At 68.2% G+C, this 19473-nt stretch carries 21 protein-coding genes and 1 riboswitch; of the genes, 12 read left to right on the top strand and 9 right to left on the bottom strand.

What is annotated here, in order from left to right; all coding sequences use genetic code 11:
• The first annotated feature begins 15 nt into the window (after positions 1-15).
• Positions 16-561 carry a hypothetical protein gene (locus tag EKM57_RS14125; protein WP_129793145.1) on the top strand — a complete coding sequence of 182 codons (546 nt, stop codon included), beginning with the start codon at positions 16-18 and terminating at the stop codon, positions 559-561.
• Between the two features lie 109 nt (positions 562-670).
• Positions 671-1939 carry a diaminopimelate decarboxylase gene (gene lysA, locus EKM57_RS14120; RefSeq protein WP_129793144.1) on the top strand — a complete coding sequence of 423 codons (1269 nt, stop codon included), beginning with the start codon at positions 671-673 and terminating at the stop codon, positions 1937-1939.
• 37 nt (positions 1940-1976) lie between these two features.
• Here the strand turns inward: lysA and EKM57_RS14115 are convergent, their stop codons facing one another.
• The 4 genes from EKM57_RS14115 to EKM57_RS14100 all read right to left on the bottom strand — a co-directional run bounded on the left by EKM57_RS14115 (position 1977) and on the right by EKM57_RS14100 (position 5124).
• The gene (locus EKM57_RS14115) at positions 1977-2528 is read right to left on the bottom strand and encodes a shikimate kinase (protein ID WP_129793143.1); all 552 of its coding nucleotides are present in this window, start codon (positions 2526-2528) and stop codon (positions 1977-1979) included.
• A 173-nt stretch (positions 2529-2701) separates the two neighbouring features.
• The gene (locus tag EKM57_RS14110; RefSeq protein ID WP_129793142.1) at positions 2702-4018 is read right to left on the bottom strand and encodes an ammonium transporter; all 1317 of its coding nucleotides are present in this window, start codon (positions 4016-4018) and stop codon (positions 2702-2704) included.
• A gap of 15 nt (positions 4019-4033) precedes the next feature.
• Positions 4034-4372, bottom strand: coding sequence for a P-II family nitrogen regulator (locus EKM57_RS14105; RefSeq protein ID WP_129793141.1), 339 nt, complete (start codon positions 4370-4372; stop codon positions 4034-4036).
• A gap of 14 nt (positions 4373-4386) precedes the next feature.
• On the bottom strand, positions 4387-5124 hold the full coding sequence (locus EKM57_RS14100; RefSeq protein WP_129793140.1) for a TorF family putative porin: 738 nt from the start codon (positions 5122-5124) through the stop codon (positions 4387-4389).
• Between the two features lie 481 nt (positions 5125-5605).
• On the opposite strand from EKM57_RS14100, the gene EKM57_RS14095 reads away from it, so the two are divergent.
• From EKM57_RS14095 to cysN, 7 genes are read left to right on the top strand one after another with little or no spacing between them, the layout of a single operon-like run.
• Positions 5606-5944 (top strand): DUF2849 domain-containing protein, encoded by a 339-nt coding sequence (locus EKM57_RS14095; protein ID WP_129793139.1) that lies wholly within the window; start codon positions 5606-5608, stop codon positions 5942-5944.
• Positions 5931-7607 (top strand): nitrite/sulfite reductase, encoded by a 1677-nt coding sequence (locus tag EKM57_RS14090; protein WP_129793138.1) that lies wholly within the window; start codon positions 5931-5933, stop codon positions 7605-7607. Before EKM57_RS14095 ends, EKM57_RS14090 begins: the two co-directional genes overlap by 14 nt.
• Positions 7594-8085 carry a DUF934 domain-containing protein gene (locus EKM57_RS14085; RefSeq protein ID WP_165357452.1) on the top strand — a complete coding sequence of 164 codons (492 nt, stop codon included), beginning with the start codon at positions 7594-7596 and terminating at the stop codon, positions 8083-8085. The genes EKM57_RS14090 and EKM57_RS14085 overlap by 14 nt, the downstream gene beginning before the upstream one ends.
• Positions 8082-8801, top strand: coding sequence for a phosphoadenylyl-sulfate reductase (locus tag EKM57_RS14080; protein WP_129793136.1), 720 nt, complete (start codon positions 8082-8084; stop codon positions 8799-8801). The genes EKM57_RS14085 and EKM57_RS14080 overlap by 4 nt, the downstream gene beginning before the upstream one ends.
• Complete coding sequence (cysG, locus tag EKM57_RS14075) at positions 8798-10252, top strand: siroheme synthase CysG (protein WP_165357450.1); 1455 nt, start codon at positions 8798-8800, stop codon at positions 10250-10252. The genes EKM57_RS14080 and cysG overlap by 4 nt, the downstream gene beginning before the upstream one ends.
• On the top strand, positions 10252-11178 hold the full coding sequence (cysD, locus tag EKM57_RS14070; RefSeq protein ID WP_129793226.1) for a sulfate adenylyltransferase subunit CysD: 927 nt from the start codon (positions 10252-10254) through the stop codon (positions 11176-11178). Before cysG ends, cysD begins: the two co-directional genes overlap by 1 nt.
• A complete protein-coding gene (gene cysN / locus EKM57_RS14065) occupies positions 11178-12839 on the top strand; it encodes a sulfate adenylyltransferase subunit CysN (protein WP_129793134.1) in 1662 nt (553 codons plus the stop codon). The genes cysD and cysN overlap by 1 nt, the downstream gene beginning before the upstream one ends.
• Before the next feature lie 47 nt (positions 12840-12886).
• Here cysN and EKM57_RS14060 read toward each other — a convergent pair whose 3' ends face one another.
• Complete coding sequence (locus EKM57_RS14060; protein WP_129793133.1) at positions 12887-13264, bottom strand: VOC family protein; 378 nt, start codon at positions 13262-13264, stop codon at positions 12887-12889.
• Positions 13265-13361: 97 nt separating this feature from the next.
• Between EKM57_RS14060 and EKM57_RS14055 the strand changes: the two genes are divergently transcribed.
• The gene (locus EKM57_RS14055) at positions 13362-13889 is read left to right on the top strand and encodes a MarR family winged helix-turn-helix transcriptional regulator (RefSeq protein WP_129793132.1); all 528 of its coding nucleotides are present in this window, start codon (positions 13362-13364) and stop codon (positions 13887-13889) included.
• Positions 13890-13894: 5 nt separating this feature from the next.
• Here EKM57_RS14055 and EKM57_RS14050 read toward each other — a convergent pair whose 3' ends face one another.
• Genes EKM57_RS14050 through EKM57_RS14040 form a run of 3 tightly spaced genes read right to left on the bottom strand, consistent with a single transcriptional unit; the run spans position 13895 to position 16314 of the window.
• Positions 13895-14146: a hypothetical protein gene (locus EKM57_RS14050; protein WP_129793131.1), complete on the bottom strand. Its 252-nt coding sequence runs from the start codon at positions 14144-14146 to the stop codon at positions 13895-13897.
• Between the two features lie 6 nt (positions 14147-14152).
• Positions 14153-15319, bottom strand: a complete 1167-nt coding sequence (locus EKM57_RS14045; protein WP_129793130.1) for a PLP-dependent aspartate aminotransferase family protein — start codon at positions 15317-15319, stop codon at positions 14153-14155.
• Positions 15316-16314: a homoserine O-succinyltransferase gene (locus tag EKM57_RS14040; protein ID WP_165357448.1), complete on the bottom strand. Its 999-nt coding sequence runs from the start codon at positions 16312-16314 to the stop codon at positions 15316-15318. The genes EKM57_RS14045 and EKM57_RS14040 overlap by 4 nt, the downstream gene beginning before the upstream one ends.
• 33 nt (positions 16315-16347) lie before the next feature.
• Positions 16348-16458, bottom strand: a riboswitch (SAM-I-IV-variant riboswitch).
• A 119-nt stretch (positions 16459-16577) separates the two neighbouring features.
• On the opposite strand from EKM57_RS14040, the gene EKM57_RS14035 reads away from it, so the two are divergent.
• A complete protein-coding gene (locus EKM57_RS14035; protein ID WP_165357446.1) occupies positions 16578-17423 on the top strand; it encodes an inositol monophosphatase family protein in 846 nt (281 codons plus the stop codon).
• Here the strand turns inward: EKM57_RS14035 and EKM57_RS22740 are convergent.
• Positions 17359-17898 (bottom strand): MarR family winged helix-turn-helix transcriptional regulator, encoded by a 540-nt coding sequence (locus EKM57_RS22740; protein WP_129793127.1) that lies wholly within the window; start codon positions 17896-17898, stop codon positions 17359-17361. The two genes, EKM57_RS14035 and EKM57_RS22740, sit on opposite strands and share 65 nt — an antisense overlap.
• 125 nt (positions 17899-18023) lie before the next feature.
• Between EKM57_RS22740 and EKM57_RS14025 the strand changes: the two genes are divergently transcribed.
• Positions 18024-19445 (top strand): serine hydrolase, encoded by a 1422-nt coding sequence (locus EKM57_RS14025; protein ID WP_165357445.1) that lies wholly within the window; start codon positions 18024-18026, stop codon positions 19443-19445.
• The last annotated feature ends 28 nt before the right edge of the window (positions 19446-19473 follow it).

Genomic DNA, 19473 nt, shown 5'->3' with positions numbered 1-19473 from the left:
GACGGAGCGGGGAACATGGCCGAGGCGGCGAAACGGTTGTTGGGTGAGGCCTATCTGGCCGAGATCTCCGAATTTGCGAGCTTCTCGAAGGCGGCGCAGCGCTACATTCGCCGCTCGATCGATGTCGGGCTTGCTCGGCGCGACGCCGTGCGGCGCTGGGCGCGCGACCCCGGCGAGGCCGGCGACATCTGCCAGCAGGCACGCCACTATCGCCGGCTCGACGATCTGCGCGGCTGCATTCCCGACGATGCCGGGATCGAGGAGATGGAGCCGCTCATGGCCCCGCTGGTGACCTTGAGCGCCTTTGACCTCGGTGCCGGCCGGCTGGACGGGTTCGGCGCCTACCGCTTCCTCTACGAGCGTCTGGTTGGCGCCGCGGTGCGGCCGTGGTTGCCCGGAGCCTTCTGTGCCGCTGCGGCGCTTCCACACATCCACCCGGATCGCCGCCGCGGCCTGCTTCAGTCGATCAGCGAAAGCGCCGCGACGGCCCCGGGCTGGTCGAACCGCGAGCCGGTCTTCTTTCCGGAATGGGTGGAAAAGGTGGACCTGGCCGTCGCCTGACGCCGCCGCTCTCTGTGCGTGGCCAGAGCGTACATCCTTTCGCAACCGCAACAAAAATACTCCCCAGGCGGTGGCTCCCGGTGCGGTGAGTCTGTATGGCCGCCGAGCCATGGACCATTTCGACCTGAAGAACGGCGTCCTCCATTGCGAGGACGTTCCGCTGACCGACATCGCCGAGGCGGTCGGCACCCCCGTCTACGTCTACTCGGCGGCGACCATCCGCCGCCACGTCCGCGTGTTCCGCGAGGCGCTGGCCGGTCTGGGCGACCCGCTGATCGCGTATGCGGTCAAGGCCAACCCCAATGCCGCCGTCCTGGCCACGCTTGCGGAGGAGGGGCTCGGCGCCGACATCGTCTCGATCGGCGAATATCACCGCGCCCGCGCGGCCGGCATCGCCGCAGGGAACATCGTCTTTTCCGGCGTCGGTAAAACCGCCGACGAGATGGCGCAGGCGCTCACGGGCGGGCTGTGCCAGTTCAATCTGGAGTCGGTCGAGGAGGCGGAGATGCTCTCGGCCGTCGCCGCCGAAATCCGACTCGAGGCGCCGGTCGCCTTCCGGGTCAACCCGGACGTCGCCTCCGGCACCCATGCCAAGATTTCGACCGGCGCGGCGCACAACAAGTTCGGCGTGCCGATCGGCCAGGCGGGCGAAGCCTATGCGCGGGCGCGCGCGCTTCCCAACCTCCGCATCCAGGGCGTCGCCGTCCATATCGGCAGCCAGCTCACCGACCTGAGCCCGCTCGCCGCCGCGTTCGAGAAGGTCGGCACCTTGATCGCCGAGCTGCGCGGATCCGGCCTCGCGATCAGCCACGCCGATCTGGGCGGCGGGCTCGGCGTGCCCTACGACCCGTCGCTGCCGCTGCCGCCGAGCCCGGAGCTCTACGGCGAGATGGTGACGCGGCTGACCCGCGGCTGGGACGTGCGGCTGATCTTCGAGCCCGGGCGGCTGATCGTCGGCAATGCCGGCGTGCTGCTTTCCAGGGTGATTCGGGTGAAGCCCGGCGCTTCCGAGCCGTTCGTCATCGTCGATGCGGCGATGAACGATCTGATGCGCCCGGCTTTGTACGATGCCTGGCACGCGATCGATGCGGTGCGGCCGCACGGCCGCGCGATGCGCGCCAATGTCGTCGGCCCGGTCTGCGAAAGCGGCGACACCTTCGCCACCAATCGGGAGATGGACGCCGTCGAGGCCGGCGATCTCGTCGTGTTCCGCACCGCGGGCGCTTATGCCGCGACCATGGCCAGCACCTATAACAGCCGTCCGCTGACGCCGGAGGTGATGGTGTCGGGCGATCAATGGGCGCTGGTGCGGCCGCGACAGGACATCCAGGCCCTGATCGAGGCGGATCGCCTGCCGCCCTGGCTCGGCGTGCGCTAGAGTCTCGCCGAGCCGGCCGGGCAGGGCCGGCGGGCTGCTAGGCCTCCGAATGGGAGGTGCGGGACTGCGCCTTGAGAGCCCTGAGGATACGGTCGACCACCCGCTCGGCCGGGCCCCGGTCGCTCTCGACCCTGATATGGGCCTGGGCGTAGAGCGGATTGCGCGCGTCGGCGAGCTGGGCGAGCAAGGCGTGCGGATCCTTGCCCCTGAGCAGGGGCCGGCAATCGTTGCGGCCCACCCGCTCGGCGAGCGTCTCGATCCCGGCGTTGAGCCAGATCACCGTGCAGCGTTCGAGCAGCAGTGCGCGCGTCTCCGGATCCACGAACGCGCCGCCTCCGGTCGCGATGATGCGGGGCGGGCCGGCCGCAAGCCGCGCGATCACCCGCCGCTCGCCGTCGCGGAAATAAGGCTCGCCGTAGCGCGCGAAGATTTCGGCGACGGCAAGGCCCGCCGCCTCCTCGATCTCGGCGTCGGAATCGATGAAGGGCAGGCGCAGCCGCCGGGCAAGTCGCCGGCCGACGCTCGACTTGCCCGCTCCCATGAGGCCGATCAGCGCGATCGATCGGTCGGGGCGGAGGGGAGGGGCCATGGCGAGGCTATACAGGGGTGAACGCGGATCGACCAAGCGATGGAGCGCATCGCGGTATCAAGGCGAAGACTTGAACGGGCCCGGGGTTCGCCGGAGCCCGTTCGTGAAGCATCGCGACAAGGATCGGGAGGGGCGGGCCGGCAGGGGAAACGGCGGGCCCGCCCCGGTTCATCCTACATATTGTAGGCGCGCTCGCCATGCTCGTTGAGGTCGAGACCCTCGCGCTCCGCTTCCTCGCGGACGCGCAGCCCGATCGTGAATTTGACCACCGCATAAGCGATCGCCGATCCGATCGCCGACCAGGCGATCGCCACGAGCACGGCCTTGACCTGGATGAGCGTCTGCCCGCCCATCGCATAATCCTCCGCCCCGAACCCGCCGAGCGCCGGCGCGGTGACGATGCCCGTTCCGATCGATCCGACGATTCCGCCGATCCCGTGGATTCCGAACACGTCGAGGCTGTCGTCGAGCTTCAGCTTGTGCTTGAGCGTGCCGACGAAGCCGTAGCAGGCGAGGCTGGCGATCGCCCCCAGGAAGATCGCGCCGATCACCCCCGAAGTACCCGCCGCCGGCGTGATCGCCACCAGGCCCGCGACCGCGCCCGAGGCGCCGCCGAGCAGCGACGGTTTGCCCGAGACGATCCGCTCGGCGACCATCCAGGTCAGCACAGCCGCGGCCGGAGCGACGAAGGTGTTGATCATCGCCACCGCCGCGCCCCCGGTCGCCTCCAGGTTGGATCCGGCGTTGAAGCCGAACCAGCCGACCCAGAGCAGGCTGGCGCCGATCAGGGTCATCACCATCGAGTGGGGCGGCATGGCTTCCTTGAGGAAACCGATCCGCTTGCCGGCGAAGAACACGCCGACCAGGCCGGCCACGCCGCTGTTGATGTGGACGACGGTTCCGCCGGCAAAGTCGAGCGCGCCCCAGCCGAAGATCAGCCCGTCGCTCGCCCAGACCATATGCGCGATCGGCGCATAGACGATGGTGAGCCAGATCGTCGTGAAGACCATGATCGCCGAAAATTTCACCCGCTCGGCAAGTGCTCCCACGATCAGCGCCGCGGTGATCGCGGCGAAGGTCATCTGGAAGGCGACGAAGGCGAATTCCGGAATGCCCACGCCGTCGCTGAACGTCGCGGCCGCCGAGTCCCCGGTGATCCCGGCGAGAAACAGCTTTGCGGTCCCGCCAAAGAATGCTCCGCCCGCGTCGAAGGCCAGCGAATAGCCCCAGCAGACCCAGACCAGGATCGCCACCGCGGTGATGCCGAGCACCTGGGTCAGGATGGACAGCATGTTCTTGGCGCGGACCAGCCCGCCATAGAACAGCGCGAGGCCCGGCAGGATCATTGCCAGAACCAGCACGGTGGAGGTGAGCATCCATGCGGTGTCGCCCTTGTCGATCGTCAGCGCGGGCGCTGCGGCGGCGGCCTGCGTCGCCGCGGGAAGGGCTGCGAGCAGGGTGGCCGCCCTCAACAGTCTCGATAAATTCATCGTCTTTACCCCCGGTCAGATTGCCGATTCGTCGAGCTCGCCGGTCCGGATCCGGACCGCCTGGGCGACGTCGACCACGAAGAGCTTGCCGTCGCCGATCGTCCCGGTGGCGGCGGACTGCTGGATCGTTTCGGTGACTCGCGGCGCGAGATCGTCCGAGACGACGATCTCCACCTTCACCTTGGGGATCAGGTTGGTGGTGTATTCGGCGCCGCGGTAGATTTCGGTCTGCCCCTTCTGGCGGCCGAAGCCCTTTACCTCGGTGACGGTCATGCCCTGGACGCCGATCCCGGAGAGCGCGTCGCGCACTTCCTCGAGCTTGAAGGGCTTTATGATCGCGATGATCAGTTTCATGTCGCCTCTCCCGTTCAGAAGGAAACGCCGACCGAGGCGACGACCCCGGCCTTGCTGGCGTTGCGGCCGCTCGGCGTGATGACGGTGCCGTCGGTGTCGACATAAGCGAGCCCGAACGTGAGGCTGCGCCACGTGGCGCTCGCCGCCAGGCTCCAGTCGGTATATTCGTCGCCGATCGTGAGATAGCTCGGCCCGAAGCTGTGGCCGATATGGGCGGCGAGCGAGATCGGCGTGTTGGGGATTCCGATGCTGAGATCGCCGGCGAGATACAGATTGTCCTCGTCGCCGGCGCCGACGGTGAGCGCCGATTGGCTCGGCGCAAAATTGGCGGTCGCCTTTGCCGTCACCGGGCCGATGGTGTGCGCCACGGACACATAGGGCTCGACGAAGTCGGTGTTCGCGTTCCCGGCGCCCGGATAGTAATAATAGAGGATTCCGACATCGACCGTCGTGCCGCCGAACGTGCGGCGATAGCCGGCGATCAGGTCAAGTTCGACGTCTCCGCCATTGGCGACATAATCGTCGATCGAGGATCCCCATACCGAGACATAGGCTCCCGTTTCATGGCTGGCGCTGAGCCCGCCTTGCAGGGCGATGCGCTTGTCGGACTGCGAGATGCCGCGGAAACGGTAGTCCGACACGATCGTCGTGCTGCCGTTGACGCTGAAGCCGCCGCCCAGATCTTCCGCCGTGGCGGGCACGGCGAACGCCAGGCTCGCCAGGCCTGTCGCCAGGACCATTATCTTCCTCATTTTTGAAGGCTCCCCCGAATGATTGGCTTGTGTAGCTCTCCCTTCGCTGGTCCGGCCGTACCCCCGCTGGTGGCGCCCTCGTGCGGGCAGGTCATGCCCTTCAGGCCGCTATTCCGCTGAGGCCGTTTTCTCCGGAACCGGGGTCAGTGTTCGTCCGATTGCTGCACTGCACAACGTGAAATGTTCACGTATTTGTCATACTTGTTGCGGTGCGGCAGGCGCCGCCGCGAACCTGCTCGAGGGCCGCGCCCGCAATCATCTTCCGCCGAAGCAGGATTTGGAAGAAACTTGCTCGTGCTGGCGACACCAAGCAACATTGGCGCTTTCTTGGCGCGATGCTTGTGATCGCGAGAAGCGGGGATATTTAGCTCTTTCGAGGAGAGAAATCCCGGCCTGTCAGGGACCGGCAGGCGATTGCTCTCGAAGTGGCGGATGCGGAATAATCTTCCAAATCGCCGCAACGCAACGAAAGGATCGGCCGATGGCCGCCGGAAAGCGTGCTGCTCTGCCTTTGGTGCTGACCGCCAGCGATCTGCTCGACGGCGACGTCGTCTTCTATGCGGGCGCCGGCTGGGCGCGGGGGTTGGACGAGGCGGCGGTCGCCGCCGACGAGGCCCAGGCCGCACAATTCGAGGCGATCCTCGCCGAAACCGAGGCGAAGGGCGATCCGGTCGCGCCTTATCTGATGACGGTCAGGATCGACGCGGACGGCGCCCTCGTCCCAGGCCATGTTCGCGAACGGATACGCAGCCGCGGCCCGACCATCCGCACCGACCTGGGCCCGCAGGCGCGACAGGAGCGGCAGCATGTATCGGTATGACGAATTTGACGAGCGGGTCGTGCGCCAGCGGGTCGCGCAGTTTCGCGAGCAGGTTGGACGGCGCATCGACGGCTCGCTCACCGAGGAGGAATTTCTTCCGCTTCGGCTGATGAACGGCCTGTACCTGCAGCTGCACGCCTACATGCTGCGGGTCGCGATCCCGTACGGCACCCTCGACTCGCGGCAGATGCGGCAGCTCGCCCTGATCGCCGATCGCTACGATCGCGGCTACGGCCATTTCACGACGCGCCAGAACATCCAGTATAACTGGCCGCGGCTGCGCGACGCGCCGGACATCCTCGAGATGCTCGCGGACGTGCAGATGCACTGCATCCAGACCTCGGGCAATTGCATCCGCAACGTCACCGCCGACCATTTTGCCGGCGTCGCCGCCGACGAGGTCGAGGATCCGCGGCCGACCGCCGAGCTGATCAGGCAATGGTCGACCCTGCATCCGGAATTCAGCTTCCTGCCTCGCAAGTTCAAGATCGCGGTGACCGGCTCGGCCGAGGATCGCGCGGCGGTGGCGGTGCACGACATCGGCATCCGCATCGTCCGCAACGCGGCGGGCGAGGTCGGCTACAGGATCATCGTCGGCGGCGGTCTCGGCCGGACTCCGATGATCGGGAAGACCGTTCGCGAATTCCTGCCGAAAGACGAGTTGCTCGCTTATCTTGAAGCGATCATGCGCGTCTACAACCTGGAAGGACGGCGCGACAACAAGTTCAAGGCGAGGGTGAAGATCCTCGTCCACGAGCTCGGCGCCGAGGCGTTCATCGCGCGCGTGGAGGAGGAATATGCCCGCCTCGACGGACCGAGCCTCAACGTCGATCCTGCCGAGCTCGCGCGCATCGCCGCCTATTTCGCGCCGCCGGCGTTCGAGGCGCTGCCGGAGGGTTCGGCGGTGCTCGATCAGGCCGCCGCGCGCGATCCCGATCTCGCGCGCTTCGTCCGGGTGAACCTGTACCCGCACAAGATGCCGGGCTACACCGCCGTCACTGTCTCGCTGAAGCCGATCGGGGGGCCGCCGGGCGACGCCACTTCCGATCAGATGCGGGCCCTGGCCGACATCGCCGAACGTTTCTCGCTCGACGAGCTTCGGGTCACGCACATCCAGAACATCGTGCTCCCGCACGTGAAGCTGGACGAGGTCCCGCAGGTCTGGGCGGCTCTCGTCGAAGCCGGCCTCGCCTCGGCCAATGCTGGCCTGGTCACCGACATCATCGCCTGCCCGGGCATGGACTATTGCTCGCTCGCGACCGCCCGCTCGATTCCAATCGCCCAGGAGATCGCGAAGCGCTTCGCGGACCCGGACCGCCAGCAGCTTGTCGGTCCGCTCGGCATCAAGATTTCCGGCTGCATCAACGCCTGCGGCCACCATCATGTCGGCCATATCGGCATTCTCGGCCTCGATAAGGCCGGGATCGAAAATTATCAGATCACCCTCGGCGGCGATCCCGGGAACGAGGCATCGCTCGGCGAGCGGCTCGGGCCCGGCATCGACGCGGAGCAGGTGCCCGATGCGATCGAGCGGATCGTCGACACCTATCTCGAGCTCCGTCACGCCGATGGCGAGTCTTTCATCGACACCGTGCGCCGCGTCGGGCTCGATCCGTTCAAACCTGTTCTCCAGCCGAAGGAGCCTGCCCGTGCCGCTGCTTGACCGGAACGGCTGGAAGCCGGAATCCTGGGCCCGCGACGCCGCCGCCGGCGCGGCGATCGTGCCGTTCGATCAGGTCGAGGCGGTGCTGGGTGCACGCCGCCCCGGGCAGCGGATCGGCGTCGACCTGCCGAACGACGTGCATCCGAACGCGCTGCTGCCCTGGCAGGACGGGCTAGACTTCGTCGCGATCGCTTTCCCGCGCTTCAACGACGGGCGCGGCTTCAGCCTCGGCAAGATGCTGCGCGAGCAGGGCTTCGCCGGCACGCTGCGCGCATCCGGCTGGATCATCCCCGACCAGTTCGCCTTCGCGCTCCATTGCGGCTTCGATGAGGTCGAGATCAGCGAGGCGCAGGCGCAGCGCCAGCCGATCGACCAATGGCTGCAAGCACCGGCGCTGATCGGCGAAACCTATCAGGATACCCAGGACGGTATGATCTCGATCTTCAAGCGGCGCCGGGCCGCGGCGGAGGCGGCATGAATCGCGACATCATCCCCCTCATCGCTGGCGCGGATCCGGCACAGCGCCTGGCTTCGCTGCGGGCGCAGGTGCCGGGCCGCATCGTGTTCACGACCAGCTTCGGGTTGGAGGACCAGGCGATCACGCACATGATCGCCGCGGCCGGGCTGGACATCGATCTGGTCACGCTCGACACCGGACGGCTCTTCCCTTCGACCTACGAACTGTGGAAGCAGACGGAGGCGCGCTACGGTCTGGCGGTCCGCGCGTTCCGGCCCGATCCCGCCGCGGTGGAATCCTATGTCGCGGCCAATGGCCTCGACGGCTTCTACGCATCGAAGGACGCGCGGCTCGCCTGCTGCGAGATCCGCAAGGTCGAGCCGCTGAAGCGCGCGCTTCAAGGCGCGGCGGCCTGGGTAACCGGGCTTCGTGCCGACCAGTCCGCGACCCGCGAGGCGGTGCCTCCTGCCGCCTGGGACGAAGGCTACGGCCTCGTCAAGGCCGCCCCCTTGTTCGACTGGAGCCGCGATCAGGTGGCTGCCTACGTCGCGGCCGAGGACGTGCCGATCAACAAGCTGCACGCGCGCGGCTATCCGTCGATCGGCTGCGAGCCCTGCACGCGCGCCATCCGCCCCGGCGAGCCGGAGCGCGCCGGACGCTGGTGGTGGGAGAATGACGCCAGCCGTGAATGCGGCCTCCACGTCGACTCGAACGGGCGACTGGTGAGAGCGGCATGAGCAAGACCCGCAATCCGGAGGCAGTGCGGCCGCCGCGCATCGCCGCGCTGCCAAACCTGCCCTTGTTCCACAAGGTGGAGGGTCGCAAGACGGTGGTCGCCGGCGGCGGCGCGCCCGCTTTGTGGAAGGCTGAATTGCTCGCCGCGGCCGGCGCCGACGTTCTCGTGCTCGCCGGCGACGGCGCGGCCGATTTCGCCGCGCTGGCCGCCGATCCGCCGGCCGGCCGGCTCGTGGTGGAGCCGCGCGCCTGGCGCGAATCCGACCTTGATGGCGCCGTTCTGGCTTTTGGCGACCTCGGCGACCCAGGCGAGGCGGAGCGGTTCGTCGCAGCCGCCCGCGCCCGCCGCGTGCCGGTCAATGTCATCGATCAGACGGAGCTTTGCGATTTCCAGGTCGGGACGATCGTCAACCGGTCGCCGGTCGTGCTGGCCATTTCGACCGACGGCGCCGCGCCGATGCTCGGCCAGTCGATCCGGGCGCGGATCGAAAGCGTGCTGCCGCTCGGCCTTTCGGGTTGGGCCCGCGCCGCGCAGGCCTGGCGTCCGCGGGTCAAGTCGCGCTTCGCGACCTTCGCCGACCGCCGCCGCTTCTGGGAGCGTTTCACCCGCCTGGCATGGGAAAAGGTCGATCGCTCCCCAAGCGAATTTGATCGTGAGGCCCTGTTCGAGGACGTGGCGCGCGAGGCTCCGCGCGGGCGGGTGACTTTGGTCGGCGCGGGGCCGGGCGATCCCGAGCTGCTCACGCTGAAGGCGGTTCGCGCGCTTCAGTCGGCGACCGTCATCCTGTTCGACGATCTGGTCGGCCCGGAGGTGCTGGAATTGGCTCGGCGGGAGGCGGTGCGGATCGCGGTCGGCAAGGCCGGGCACGGCCCGTCGGTGCGGCAGTCGGACATCTGCCGCCGGATCGTCGAGCTTGCGCAAGCCGGCGAGAATGTCGTGCGCCTCAAGGGCGGTGATCCCCTGATCTTCGGACGCGCGACCGAGGAGGTCGAGGCATGCCGCGCCGCCGGGATCGACGTCTCGGTCGTTCCCGGTATCTCCGCCGCTCAGGGTGCCGCCGCCGCTTTGGGATTCTCGCTGACCGAGCGGATGCGCGCGCGGCGGGTCCAGTTCGTCACCGGCCATGGCGCCGACGGCAAGCTGCCGCGCGACCTCGACTGGGCGTCGATCGCCGATCCGGTGGCTACTACCGCGCTCTACATGCCGCGCCGGACCCTGGCCGAATTCGTTCGCGCGGCGATGGCGCACGGCCTCGGCCCCGACACCCCCGCCGCCGCCATCGCCTCGGCGACGCTCCCCGCCCAGCAGCATGTCGCGGGAAGGCTCGTCGATCTGCCCGCCCTCGCCGAGACCCTTCGCCCGGGCGCGCCGGTCGTCGTCATCGTCGGCGAGGTGGTGCGCGGGCTTCCCGCTTCCGAGCTTTCCGCAGCCATTCAGTCGAGCGCCGCATGATGACCGCCCAATTCCCGATCGCCCGTGACGCAGGTCTCACCCACCTCCAGCAGCTGGAGGCGGAGAGCATCCACATCATGCGCGAGGTCGTCGCCGAGACCGACAACCCGGTCATGCTCTACTCGGTGGGCAAGGATTCGGCGGTGATGCTTCACCTCGCCCGCAAGGCTTTCTTCCCGGCGCCGCCGCCTTTCCCTTTGCTCCACGTCGACACGACCTGGAAGTTCAGGGACATGTACGCGCTGCGCGACCGGGTCGCCCGCGAAAGCGGCATGGAGCTGATCGTCTACCGCAATCCGGAGGCGGAGCGGCTGGGAATCAATCCGTTCGACCATGGCAGCCGCCATACCGACCTGTGGAAGACGGAAGGGCTGAAGCAGGCGCTCGATCTGCACCGCTTCGACGCGGCGTTCGGCGGCGCTCGCCGGGACGAGGAGAAGAGCCGCGCCAAGGAGCGTGTGTTCAGCTTCCGCTCGGCGCAGCATCGCTGGGATCCGAAGAATCAGCGGCCCGAGCTTTGGGATCTCTACAATGCCCGCAAGGCCAGAGACGAGACGATCCGGGTCTTCCCACTGTCCAACTGGACCGAGCTCGACATCTGGCAATATATCTACACCGAGAACATCCCGATCGTGCCGCTCTACCTCGCCGCGCCGCGGCCGACGGTCGAGCGCGACGGGCTGATCCTCATGGTCGACGACGATCGCTTTCCGCTGCGCCCCGGCGAGAAGCCGGTGGAGCGTTGGATCCGCTTCCGTACCCTGGGCTGCTATCCGCTGACCGGCGCGGTCGAGAGCGAGGCCGCGACCCTGCCGGAGGTGATCAAGGAGATGCTCGTCGCCGTCACGTCCGAACGGCAGGGGCGGGCGATCGACCACGATCAGTCGGCGAGCATGGAAAAGAAGAAGCAGGAGGGCTATTTCTGATGGCGACCGTCCTACGCGACGCGGCCGCCGCCGAGGTCGAGGAATATCTCCTCGCGAACCAGGCCAAGTCTCTGCTTCGCTTCCTGACCTGCGGCTCGGTGGACGACGGCAAGTCGACCCTGATCGGGCGGCTGCTCTACGATTCGAAGATGCTGTTCGAGGACCAGCTCGCCGCGCTCGAGGCGGAGAGCCGGAAGGTCGGGACGCAGGCCGAGGGGCTCGATTTCGCCCTCCTCGTCGACGGCCTGGCCGCCGAGCGGGAGCAGGGCATCACGATCGACGTCGCCTACCGCTTCTTCGCGACCGACAAGCGCAAGTTCATCGTCGCCGACGCCCCGGGCCATGAGCAATATACGCGCAACATGGTGACTGGCGCGTCGAGCGCCGACCTTGCCGTCATCCTGGTCGATGCGCGCAAGGGCGTGCTGCCCCAGACGCGGCGGCACAGCGTCCTCGCCGACCTGCTCGGCATAAGGGAGTTGGTCGTCGCGGTGAACAAGATGGACCTGGTCGGCTACGACCGGGCCCGCTTCGACGAGATCGCCGCCGATTATCGCGCCTTCGCGGCCGAGGCCGGGATCGAACGCTTCACCTTCATCCCCGTCTCCGGCCTCGCGGGCGACAACGTCACCCGGCGCAGCGCGGCCATGCCTTGGCATGACGGCCCAACCCTGCTCGAGTATCTCGAACAGGTGCCTGTCGGTGCCGCCACCGGCGAGCGCGACGGCTTCGTCATGCCGGTTCAGTGGGTGAATCGGCCGAACCAGTCGTTCCGCGGCTATGCCGGGACGATCGCCGGCGGTCGTATCCGCCCGGGCGATCCGGTGGTGATTCTGCCGTCCGGCCGGCGCACGTCGGTCGAGCGAATCGTGACCTTCGACGGCGAGCTGGATTCGGCCATGGCCGGGCAGTCGGTCACCCTGACCCTCGCCGACGAAGTCGACTGCTCGCGCGGCGACGTCATCGCCGCCGTGGAGGCGCCGCCGGCAACCGCCGACCGCTTCGAGGCGGCCCTCGTCTGGATGGCAAGCGAGCCGCTGGTGCCCGGGCGAGCCTACTGGCTGAAGATCGGCACACAGACCGTGTCGGCGAGCGTCGCCGCGGTTCACGGCACGCGCGATCGCGTCACGCTCGAGCCCGGCGAGGGAAGGGCGCTCGAGCTCAACGACATCGGGCGCTGCGAGGTCCTGCTCGACCGCGCCGTCACGGCGGCGCCTTATGCGGAAAGCCGTCGGCTGGGCCGGTTCATCCTGATCGACCGGGCGAGCAACGCCACTGTCGCTGCCGGAATGATCGGCACCTTGCTGGACGGCGCGGACCGGGCCGACGTCGCCGATCCCGGCCGGATCATCTGGCTGACCGGCGCTTCCGCATTGAGCCGGAGCGATTTCGCCCGCCGGGCGCAGCAGCGCCTGCAGGCGCGCGGTCGCCCTACCTTCATCCTCGACGCCGCCGCGCTGCGCGACGGCCTCAGCAGCGATCTTGGCGGGGGCCCCACCGACGAGGCCGAGAATCGCCGGCGCGTGCGCGAGGTTGCCAAGCTGATGAGCCGGGCCGGAGTCACCGTCCTCGTCGCGCTCGACGTGCCTGAAGGCGAGGAGAAGCCCGGGACCGAGCTGGACGTCGCCAGCGCGAGCTATGAAGGCGACTGGGTGATCTGAAGGGGGTCCGCCTCTGGCACCGCTGAGGCCGAACGGGTATTCCGCGCCTACCGATAGCTCACGAGTTCATACTCGATCCCGTCCGGATCGAGGAAATAGAAGCGGCGGCCGGGCTCATAGTCCCCGTGATTGAAGGGTGTCAGCCCCGCCGCGACGACGCGGCGCTCGGCGGCGTCGAGATCGTCCACTTCGATCCCGATATGGTTCAGCGGCTTGCCCTTGGCGAAATCGTCGGGGCCATAGGCTTCCTTGTCGCCTGTATAGAGCGCGACATAGTGGTCGTCGGTGCCGACATGGATGCTCCGTCCGTTGTCGCGCGCCGGCCCCTGCCAGCGGATCTTCCATCCGAACAGTTGCTTCAGCAAGTTGGCGGTGCGCTCGGGATCGCTGACGGTGACATTCACATGCTCGATTCTCAGGGTCATGGCCTCGCCTTTGAGTCTCGATGCCGGCCGGACGCTTGTGCGCGCCGCGCCAGCAGTTTATCTCGATGCCGAGATATATAGCTCGGGAGTTATCTTGATGTCAAGACAAGCCGTCGACGAGGAGGCTTCGAGCGATCACGTTGGCGAGCGACGGCGTCAGTGGGCGCGCGAGCTTCCTGACGTCGATACGCGCGGAATGGCGATCCTGGGCCGGGCGCGCTGGCTGACGCTGGCGGTACGGCCGCCCATCGAGGCGGTGTTCGCAAGACATGGCCTCGACAGCGGCGAGTTTGACGTGCTCGCAACCCTGCTCCGGTCCGGCCCTCCCTACCGGCTGCGCCCCACCGAGCTGTACCGCTCGCTGATGATCTCGTCGGGAGGATTGACCGACCGGCTCGCCCGGCTCGAGCAAGCCGGCCTCGTCGTCCGCAGCGCGGCCGAGAAGGACGGACGCAGCTTGCCGGTGCAGCTGACGGAAGAGGGGCGGGAACGGGCGGAGACCGCGTTTCGGGAGGATATGGCGGTGGAGGCGGAGTTGCTGGCCGGGTTGAACGACGAGGAGCAGCGGCATCTGGCGGATCTGCTGGCGAAGCTATGCGTGGCGGTGAACCCGGATCACCGTTGAGCGGATCAGGCCCACCAGGCCTCGTCCCGCATTCTCCGGCAGGCGATGTCGATGGCGTCGCGTGCGATCGCATTGCGGGAGGGCACGAGCGAGGGATCACGCGCGCTGATCGCCGCTTCCACCTCGTCGACGTCGGCATATTGTCCGGTTCGCGCCAGCTCATGCGCGACGTCGAACCACGGACGGCCGTCGCGGGCCGGCTCCGCAGCCGGACCGCCTTCGGGTCCGGTCGACAGGTCTTGGATATCGGTGAACATCCGGGTTCAGGCTCCGCGTTTCGAGGTTTGGAACCCCCGCTCCAGATCCGCGATCAGATCCTCGGGCTCCTCGAGGCCGACCGACAGCCGAAGCAGGTCGCCATGGATTCCGGCCTCGGCCTGGGCTTCGGGCGGCATGCCGCGATGCGTCATCGTCGCGGGCTTGCAGATCAGGGTCGCGAAGCCGCCCAGCGACGAAGCGAGCGTGACGGTCTCCAACGCGGCGAGGAAGCCGCCGGTCGCGGCGTTGCCGCCCTTGACTCGGAAGCTGATCATGAAGCCGGGACCCGATTGCTGCCGGTCGGCCAGCGCCTTCTGGGGGAAGCTGTCGAGGCCCGGATAATGGATCTCCAGCACGCGCTCATGGCCTGACAGCCACTCGGCCAGCTTGCGGGCGGTCGCCTCCTGCCGGTCGACCCGCAGCGGCAGCGTCCTCAGGCCGCGCAGCGTCTGCCAGGCATCCTGCGCCGAGGCGCTGAGGCCGGCGGCATTGGCCCACCAATGGATCTTCTCGACCAGCGCCGGGTCGGCGGCGAGGATCGCGCCGCCGAACAGGTCGGCATGGCCGTTCAGCGCCTTGGTGGTCGAATGCATGACCAGGTCGCAGCCGAGCGCGATCGGCCGCTGGCGGCACGGCGTCGGCAAGGTATTGTCGGCGATCACCAGCGCGCCGGCGGCCTTGGCCTCCCGGGCCCGCTTCTCGATGTCGACGATCCGGAGCAGCGGATTGCTGGGCGTCTCGATCCAGAACAAGGCCGGCTGCCTCGCCAGCGCCGCCCCGACGGCTTCGTCGTCGGCCTGGTCGACGAAAAGCGCGCGGAGCTTTCCCTGCTCCTCCAGCCCCTTGATCAGCCGGTAGGTCCCGCCATAGCAATCGTGCGGCCCGACCACGAGCGCGCCCGCCGGCAGGAGCAGCAGTGCCAGCAGGGCCGCCGACTGGCCGGAACCGGTGACCGCGCCGCCGCTCGCCCCTTCGAGCTCCGCCAAGGCGTCTGCGAGCAGGTCGCGATTGGGATTGACGGTGCGCGAATAATCGTAAGGCGGCTTGGTGTCGGAATCGGGCCATCGATAGGTGTCGGAGGTCCAGATCGGCGGCGTGACGCTGGCGCGGCCGGAGTCGGCGCGGGTCCCGGCGGTGGCGACGATCGTGGCGGGGCTGCGCTTTTCGGTCACGCCGCCTTCCTCAGGAACGGATCGACCAGGGCGGAGACGCGGTCGCTGTCCTTGAGAAACATGTCGTGCCCATAGAGGGAGGCCAGCAGTCGAAGTTCGGCAGGGCCTCCGAAGGCTGCGGCCAGCTTCTCCATCTGCGCGGCGGGAACCAGCTGGTCGCTATCGGCGCCGATCAGCAAGGCAGGGACTCGGATCCGGGCCGGATCCACCTTGTGGCGGTCGATCGACGCGGAGAGGCTGAGGAAGCGCTGGGGAGTCATCCGGGCGACGAAGGCGGCGCCGCGGGCCCGCAGATAGGCGCCGGGTTCGGAGCGGTCGAGACACTGCTCGCTCGGGATCCCGCCCTCGAACCGCTCGGCGAACTCCTCGCGGGTGCGATAGGTCATCATGGCGAGACCGCGAGCGATCGACAACGCTTCGTCCGGGTCCCCCGTCTCGAGGCCCAGCGCGACGATCCGCCGCTGCAGTTCGCGCGCCGCGGTCGAGGCTGGGTGCGGCTGGGCGTCGGCCGAGACGACGGTCAGCCGCTCCACCCTCTCGGGAAAATGCTGGCCGAGCGCGAGCGCGATCATGCCGCCATAAGAGGCGCCAACGACGGCATGCGCCCGCTCGACGCCGAGAAAATCGAGCGCGGCGCAGAGGATCGCCGCCTGCTCGTGCGTCGCCGGGGCGCGCGCGCCGGTGGGATCGGCAATGAAGTCCATGCCGAGAATCCGGTGGCGGGCAGGGTCGACGGCGCAGCCGGGGCCGGCAAGGCCGCGCCACCAGCCCGGACGCCCGTCGGGACAGAAGGCTGGAAACCTGTCGGCGGAGATGCCGCCGAGCACGGCAATGAGCGGCCCGTCCTGGCGGCCGTGCAGCGAGAAAAGCGCCGAGCTGCCATAGCCGGCGAGAGGGGCGGGCAAGGGCAGTTCGAACTCGGCAAGGGGGGGCGCCTGCCGCGCAGGCCGCGGCTCCACCGTCGTTTTCGGGGCCTTGAGATCCAGCAGCTTCAATTCCTTCTCCACACTCGAAGGGACTGTGCTGCTCGAGACCCGCTTGGTTGCCGGATCGGCCGCATCGTCCCTTGTCCAGGACCGCCACCTTGCCCGGGTGGGCAGGTTGGCGTGGGCCGCCAGGGCCCACTCTGAATGCTTCGGCGGCGCACGAATGCGTCGCCTCCTGGCCTCGTATGTAAGGAATGAATGGTTGGCAAATGGTTTTTGGGGCGCGATGGCGTTCCGCGGTCGAGGGCGGTAGCGAAGGAGAGAGCGGAAGGATGGCGAGCGCGGACTGGAAAGCCCTGACCTCCTTCGCCTGTCGGCTCGCCGACGCGGCACGCGACGTGACGCTGCCGGCGGCCGCGGCGGGGATCGCCTGCGAGGACAAGAGCGGCGGCGGACGGTTCGATCCCGTCACGGAGGCCGATCGCGAGGCGGAGCGGGTGATGCGCGTGCTGATCGAGGCGCATCATCCCGATCATGGCATCGAAGGGGAGGAACTGGAGCCGCGGCCGGCGCGGGGCTCCTTCGTCTGGAGCCTCGACCCGATCGACGGAACGCGGGCGTTCATCTGCGGAATGCCGGGCTGGACGACCCTGATCGCCCTGCTGCACGAGCGCCAGCCGGCGGTCGGCGTGATCGACGTGCCGCGTCTTGACGAACGCTATGTCGGGACCGGGGAAGCCGCCTGGGTCGAGAGCGGCGGGGACCGGCAAACGCTCCGGACCTCCGGCTGCACTGGCCTGGGCGAGGCGCGGCTGTCGACGACGGATCCCTATCTGTTCGCCGGCACCGAGGCGGAGGCGTTCGAGCGGCTGCGCCGGTCGATCCGGGTGACCCGCTACGGCTACGATGCTTATGCTTACGCCCGGCTGGCGGCGGGCTCGATCGACCTGGTGGCCGAATCGGGATTGAGTCCGCACGACCTCAACGCCCTGGTGCCGGTGATCCGCGGCGCCGGTGGGGTGGTCGGCAACTGGGCCGGCGGCGACGATCTGAGCGACGGTCAGCTGCTGGCGGCCGCGAGCCCGGCCCTGTTCGAGCAGGCCGTGCGGCTGCTCAGCGGCGATAGACTCCCGGCTCGTCGGCGTTCGTCGACGAAGTGGCGTGATCGAGTGCCCTGAGGCGCTCGATGAAGGGCTTGGCGCGGAGTCCTGCCTCCATCCTCCACAAGCCCTCCACCAGGCCTGGCATCGCCTCCTCGGAAAGCTCCAGCATCGCCCGGTCGACCACCGCCAGCACCCGGCGCAGCCGCGCAACCGTCGCCTTCCCTTCCGCGGTCAGCGAAATCAAGGAACGCCGACCGTCAGTAGAGTCCTTCTCGGAAGTCACGAGGCCCAGCTCTCGCAGCTGCTTGATCCAGCGAATGGCCAGCGGGTGCGACTGGCGCAGCAGGGCCGACAGCTCGGTCACGGAGAGGCTGCCCTTTTCGTCGAGCGCGAGCAAGGTCGAGGAAGTGCGCGGTGCGCTGCTTACGCCCTGCTCCGGATGCCATTCCGCGCATCCGTCCACGAGCGTGTCGGACAGCCGGCGCAGCAGATGCGCCAGGAAGGCCGGCCCCTGCCGCCGAACGAAATCCTCTTCCTGCTCGCTTGCCATGGAACCCTACCGACCAATCCGGGACCACTGAGCAGTGCGTCATAGCCTTGTCAACATTTACGTAATGAGTTACGCATTTGGCGAATTGGCGGCCTTCCGCGTCCAATTAGAAAGGGGAGATGGCCATGCAATTCGGAACCTTGGACCGGGGCGTATCGGCCCTCGCGCTGGTCATGCTCTTGGCAGGCTCGTGCGCGCCGGCCGCCGTCGCTGCGCAGCCGGTCGTCTCGCAGCAAGCGCAAGCCATTCCTTCCGACGACGAAATCCGCCGACTGCTGGCCGAACGGATGGAGGGCAACGGCGTCGGCATCGTCGCCGGCGTGATCGGGCCGGGCCGGCGCAGCATCATCGCTCATGGCCGGAGCGGCGCAGCGGACGATCGGCCGCTCGACGGCGATACCGTGTTCCAGATCGGATCGGTCACCAAGGGCTTCACGACCCTGCTGCTCGCGGAGATGGTCGTGCGCGGCGAGGTAGGGCTCGACGATCCGGCCTCGCTTTATCTGCCGCCCGGAGTCACCCTGGCCGAGCGCGGACGGCCGATCACCTTGCGCGATCTGGCGACGCACATGTCCGGGCTGCCTTCCATGCCGACCAATCTGTCGCTGGACGGCGAGCCCGATCCGTACGAGGCCTATTCGGTCGAGCAGCTCCATCATTTCCTGTCGACCTACGATCTGCCGCGCGAGCCCGGCGCGCGTTGGGGATATTCGAATCTCGGCGTGACCCTGCTCGGCCGATTGCTCGCGCGGCGGGCGGGCATGGAGTATGAAGCCCTGCTCAGGCAGCGCATTCTCGACCCGCTGGGCATGAACGACACGTCGATCCGGCTGCGGCCGGACCAGGAGCGGCGGCTGGCACCGGGCCACGACCGCTATCTGCGACCCGTGCGCACCTGGGAGATGTTGAACATGCCGGCCTCGGGGTCGCTCCGCTCGACCGCCAACGATCTCATGAAGTTCGTCGTCGCCTATCTCGAGCCCGAGCGCACGCCGCTCGCGGCGGCCATTGCCCTGCAGCTGCGCGAGCGTGTCCCTCTGCCTCCCGGCTGGCAGGCGCTCGGCTGGGCCATCACCCGCGAGAATATGGTCAGTCACGCCGGGGGCAAGCAGGGCTATCGCTCGGGCGTCGCGTTCGATCCGGCGACCGGACGCGGCATTGTGGTCCTCGCCAATGCCAGGACCGACGACCAGCCGATCGGGATCGCCCTTCATCTGCTGGCGGGACGGCCGTTGCCGGCAGCGCCGGATGCCCCGCGGAACAGCATCGTCGCCGTCGATCGGGCGACGCTCGACGGCTATGCCGGCCGCTATCGGCTCGCCGACGGTCGGATATTGGAACTGGCCCGCAAGGATTCGCACCTGCTCGTTCATCGGCCCGGCAACGGCATATCCGAATTCTTTCCGACCGGGCCTCGGGACTTCTTCCTGGATACCGGCAATGACGAATTGTCGTTCCAGCTCGACGCCGAGGGGCGAATCACCGGGCTCGTCCTCTACGGCGACGGCCGCGGCGGGGAGGGGATGCCGGCGACGCGACTGGATTGAGGCAGCGGGGACCGGGGGGTGTCGCTTC

Origin of the sequence: Sphingosinicella sp. CPCC 101087 (genome assembly GCF_004151485.1) — a bacterium.
GTDB lineage: Bacteria > Pseudomonadota > Alphaproteobacteria > Sphingomonadales > Sphingomonadaceae > Allosphingosinicella.
This window is presented reverse-complemented; position numbering and strand designations above follow the sequence as displayed.

Bases quoted from the DNA above. Each gene is read 5' to 3' on its own strand.
- EKM57_RS14125 (WP_129793145.1), top strand. From the start codon at position 16: ATGGCCGAGGCGGCGAAACGGTTGTTGGGTGAGGCCTATCTGGCCGAG.
- lysA (WP_129793144.1), top strand. From the start codon at position 671: ATGGACCATTTCGACCTGAAGAACGGCGTCCTCCATTGCGAGGACGTT.
- EKM57_RS14115 (WP_129793143.1), bottom strand. From the start codon at position 2,528: ATGGCCCCTCCCCTCCGCCCCGACCGATCGATCGCGCTGATCGGCCTC.
- EKM57_RS14110 (WP_129793142.1), bottom strand. From the start codon at position 4,018: ATGAATTTATCGAGACTGTTGAGGGCGGCCACCCTGCTCGCAGCCCTT.
- EKM57_RS14105 (WP_129793141.1), bottom strand. From the start codon at position 4,372: ATGAAACTGATCATCGCGATCATAAAGCCCTTCAAGCTCGAGGAAGTG.
- EKM57_RS14100 (WP_129793140.1), bottom strand. From the start codon at position 5,124: ATGAGGAAGATAATGGTCCTGGCGACAGGCCTGGCGAGCCTGGCGTTC.
- EKM57_RS14095 (WP_129793139.1), top strand. From the start codon at position 5,606: ATGGCCGCCGGAAAGCGTGCTGCTCTGCCTTTGGTGCTGACCGCCAGC.
- EKM57_RS14090 (WP_129793138.1), top strand. From the start codon at position 5,931: ATGTATCGGTATGACGAATTTGACGAGCGGGTCGTGCGCCAGCGGGTC.
- EKM57_RS14080 (WP_129793136.1), top strand. From the start codon at position 8,082: ATGAATCGCGACATCATCCCCCTCATCGCTGGCGCGGATCCGGCACAG.
- cysG (WP_165357450.1), top strand. From the start codon at position 8,798: ATGAGCAAGACCCGCAATCCGGAGGCAGTGCGGCCGCCGCGCATCGCC.
- cysD (WP_129793226.1), top strand. From the start codon at position 10,252: ATGACCGCCCAATTCCCGATCGCCCGTGACGCAGGTCTCACCCACCTC.
- cysN (WP_129793134.1), top strand. From the start codon at position 11,178: ATGGCGACCGTCCTACGCGACGCGGCCGCCGCCGAGGTCGAGGAATAT.
- EKM57_RS14060 (WP_129793133.1), bottom strand. From the start codon at position 13,264: ATGACCCTGAGAATCGAGCATGTGAATGTCACCGTCAGCGATCCCGAG.
- EKM57_RS14055 (WP_129793132.1), top strand. From the start codon at position 13,362: ATGTCAAGACAAGCCGTCGACGAGGAGGCTTCGAGCGATCACGTTGGC.
- EKM57_RS14050 (WP_129793131.1), bottom strand. From the start codon at position 14,146: ATGTTCACCGATATCCAAGACCTGTCGACCGGACCCGAAGGCGGTCCG.
- EKM57_RS14035 (WP_165357446.1), top strand. From the start codon at position 16,578: ATGGCGAGCGCGGACTGGAAAGCCCTGACCTCCTTCGCCTGTCGGCTC.
- EKM57_RS22740 (WP_129793127.1), bottom strand. From the start codon at position 17,898: ATGGCAAGCGAGCAGGAAGAGGATTTCGTTCGGCGGCAGGGGCCGGCC.
- EKM57_RS14025 (WP_165357445.1), top strand. From the start codon at position 18,024: ATGCAATTCGGAACCTTGGACCGGGGCGTATCGGCCCTCGCGCTGGTC.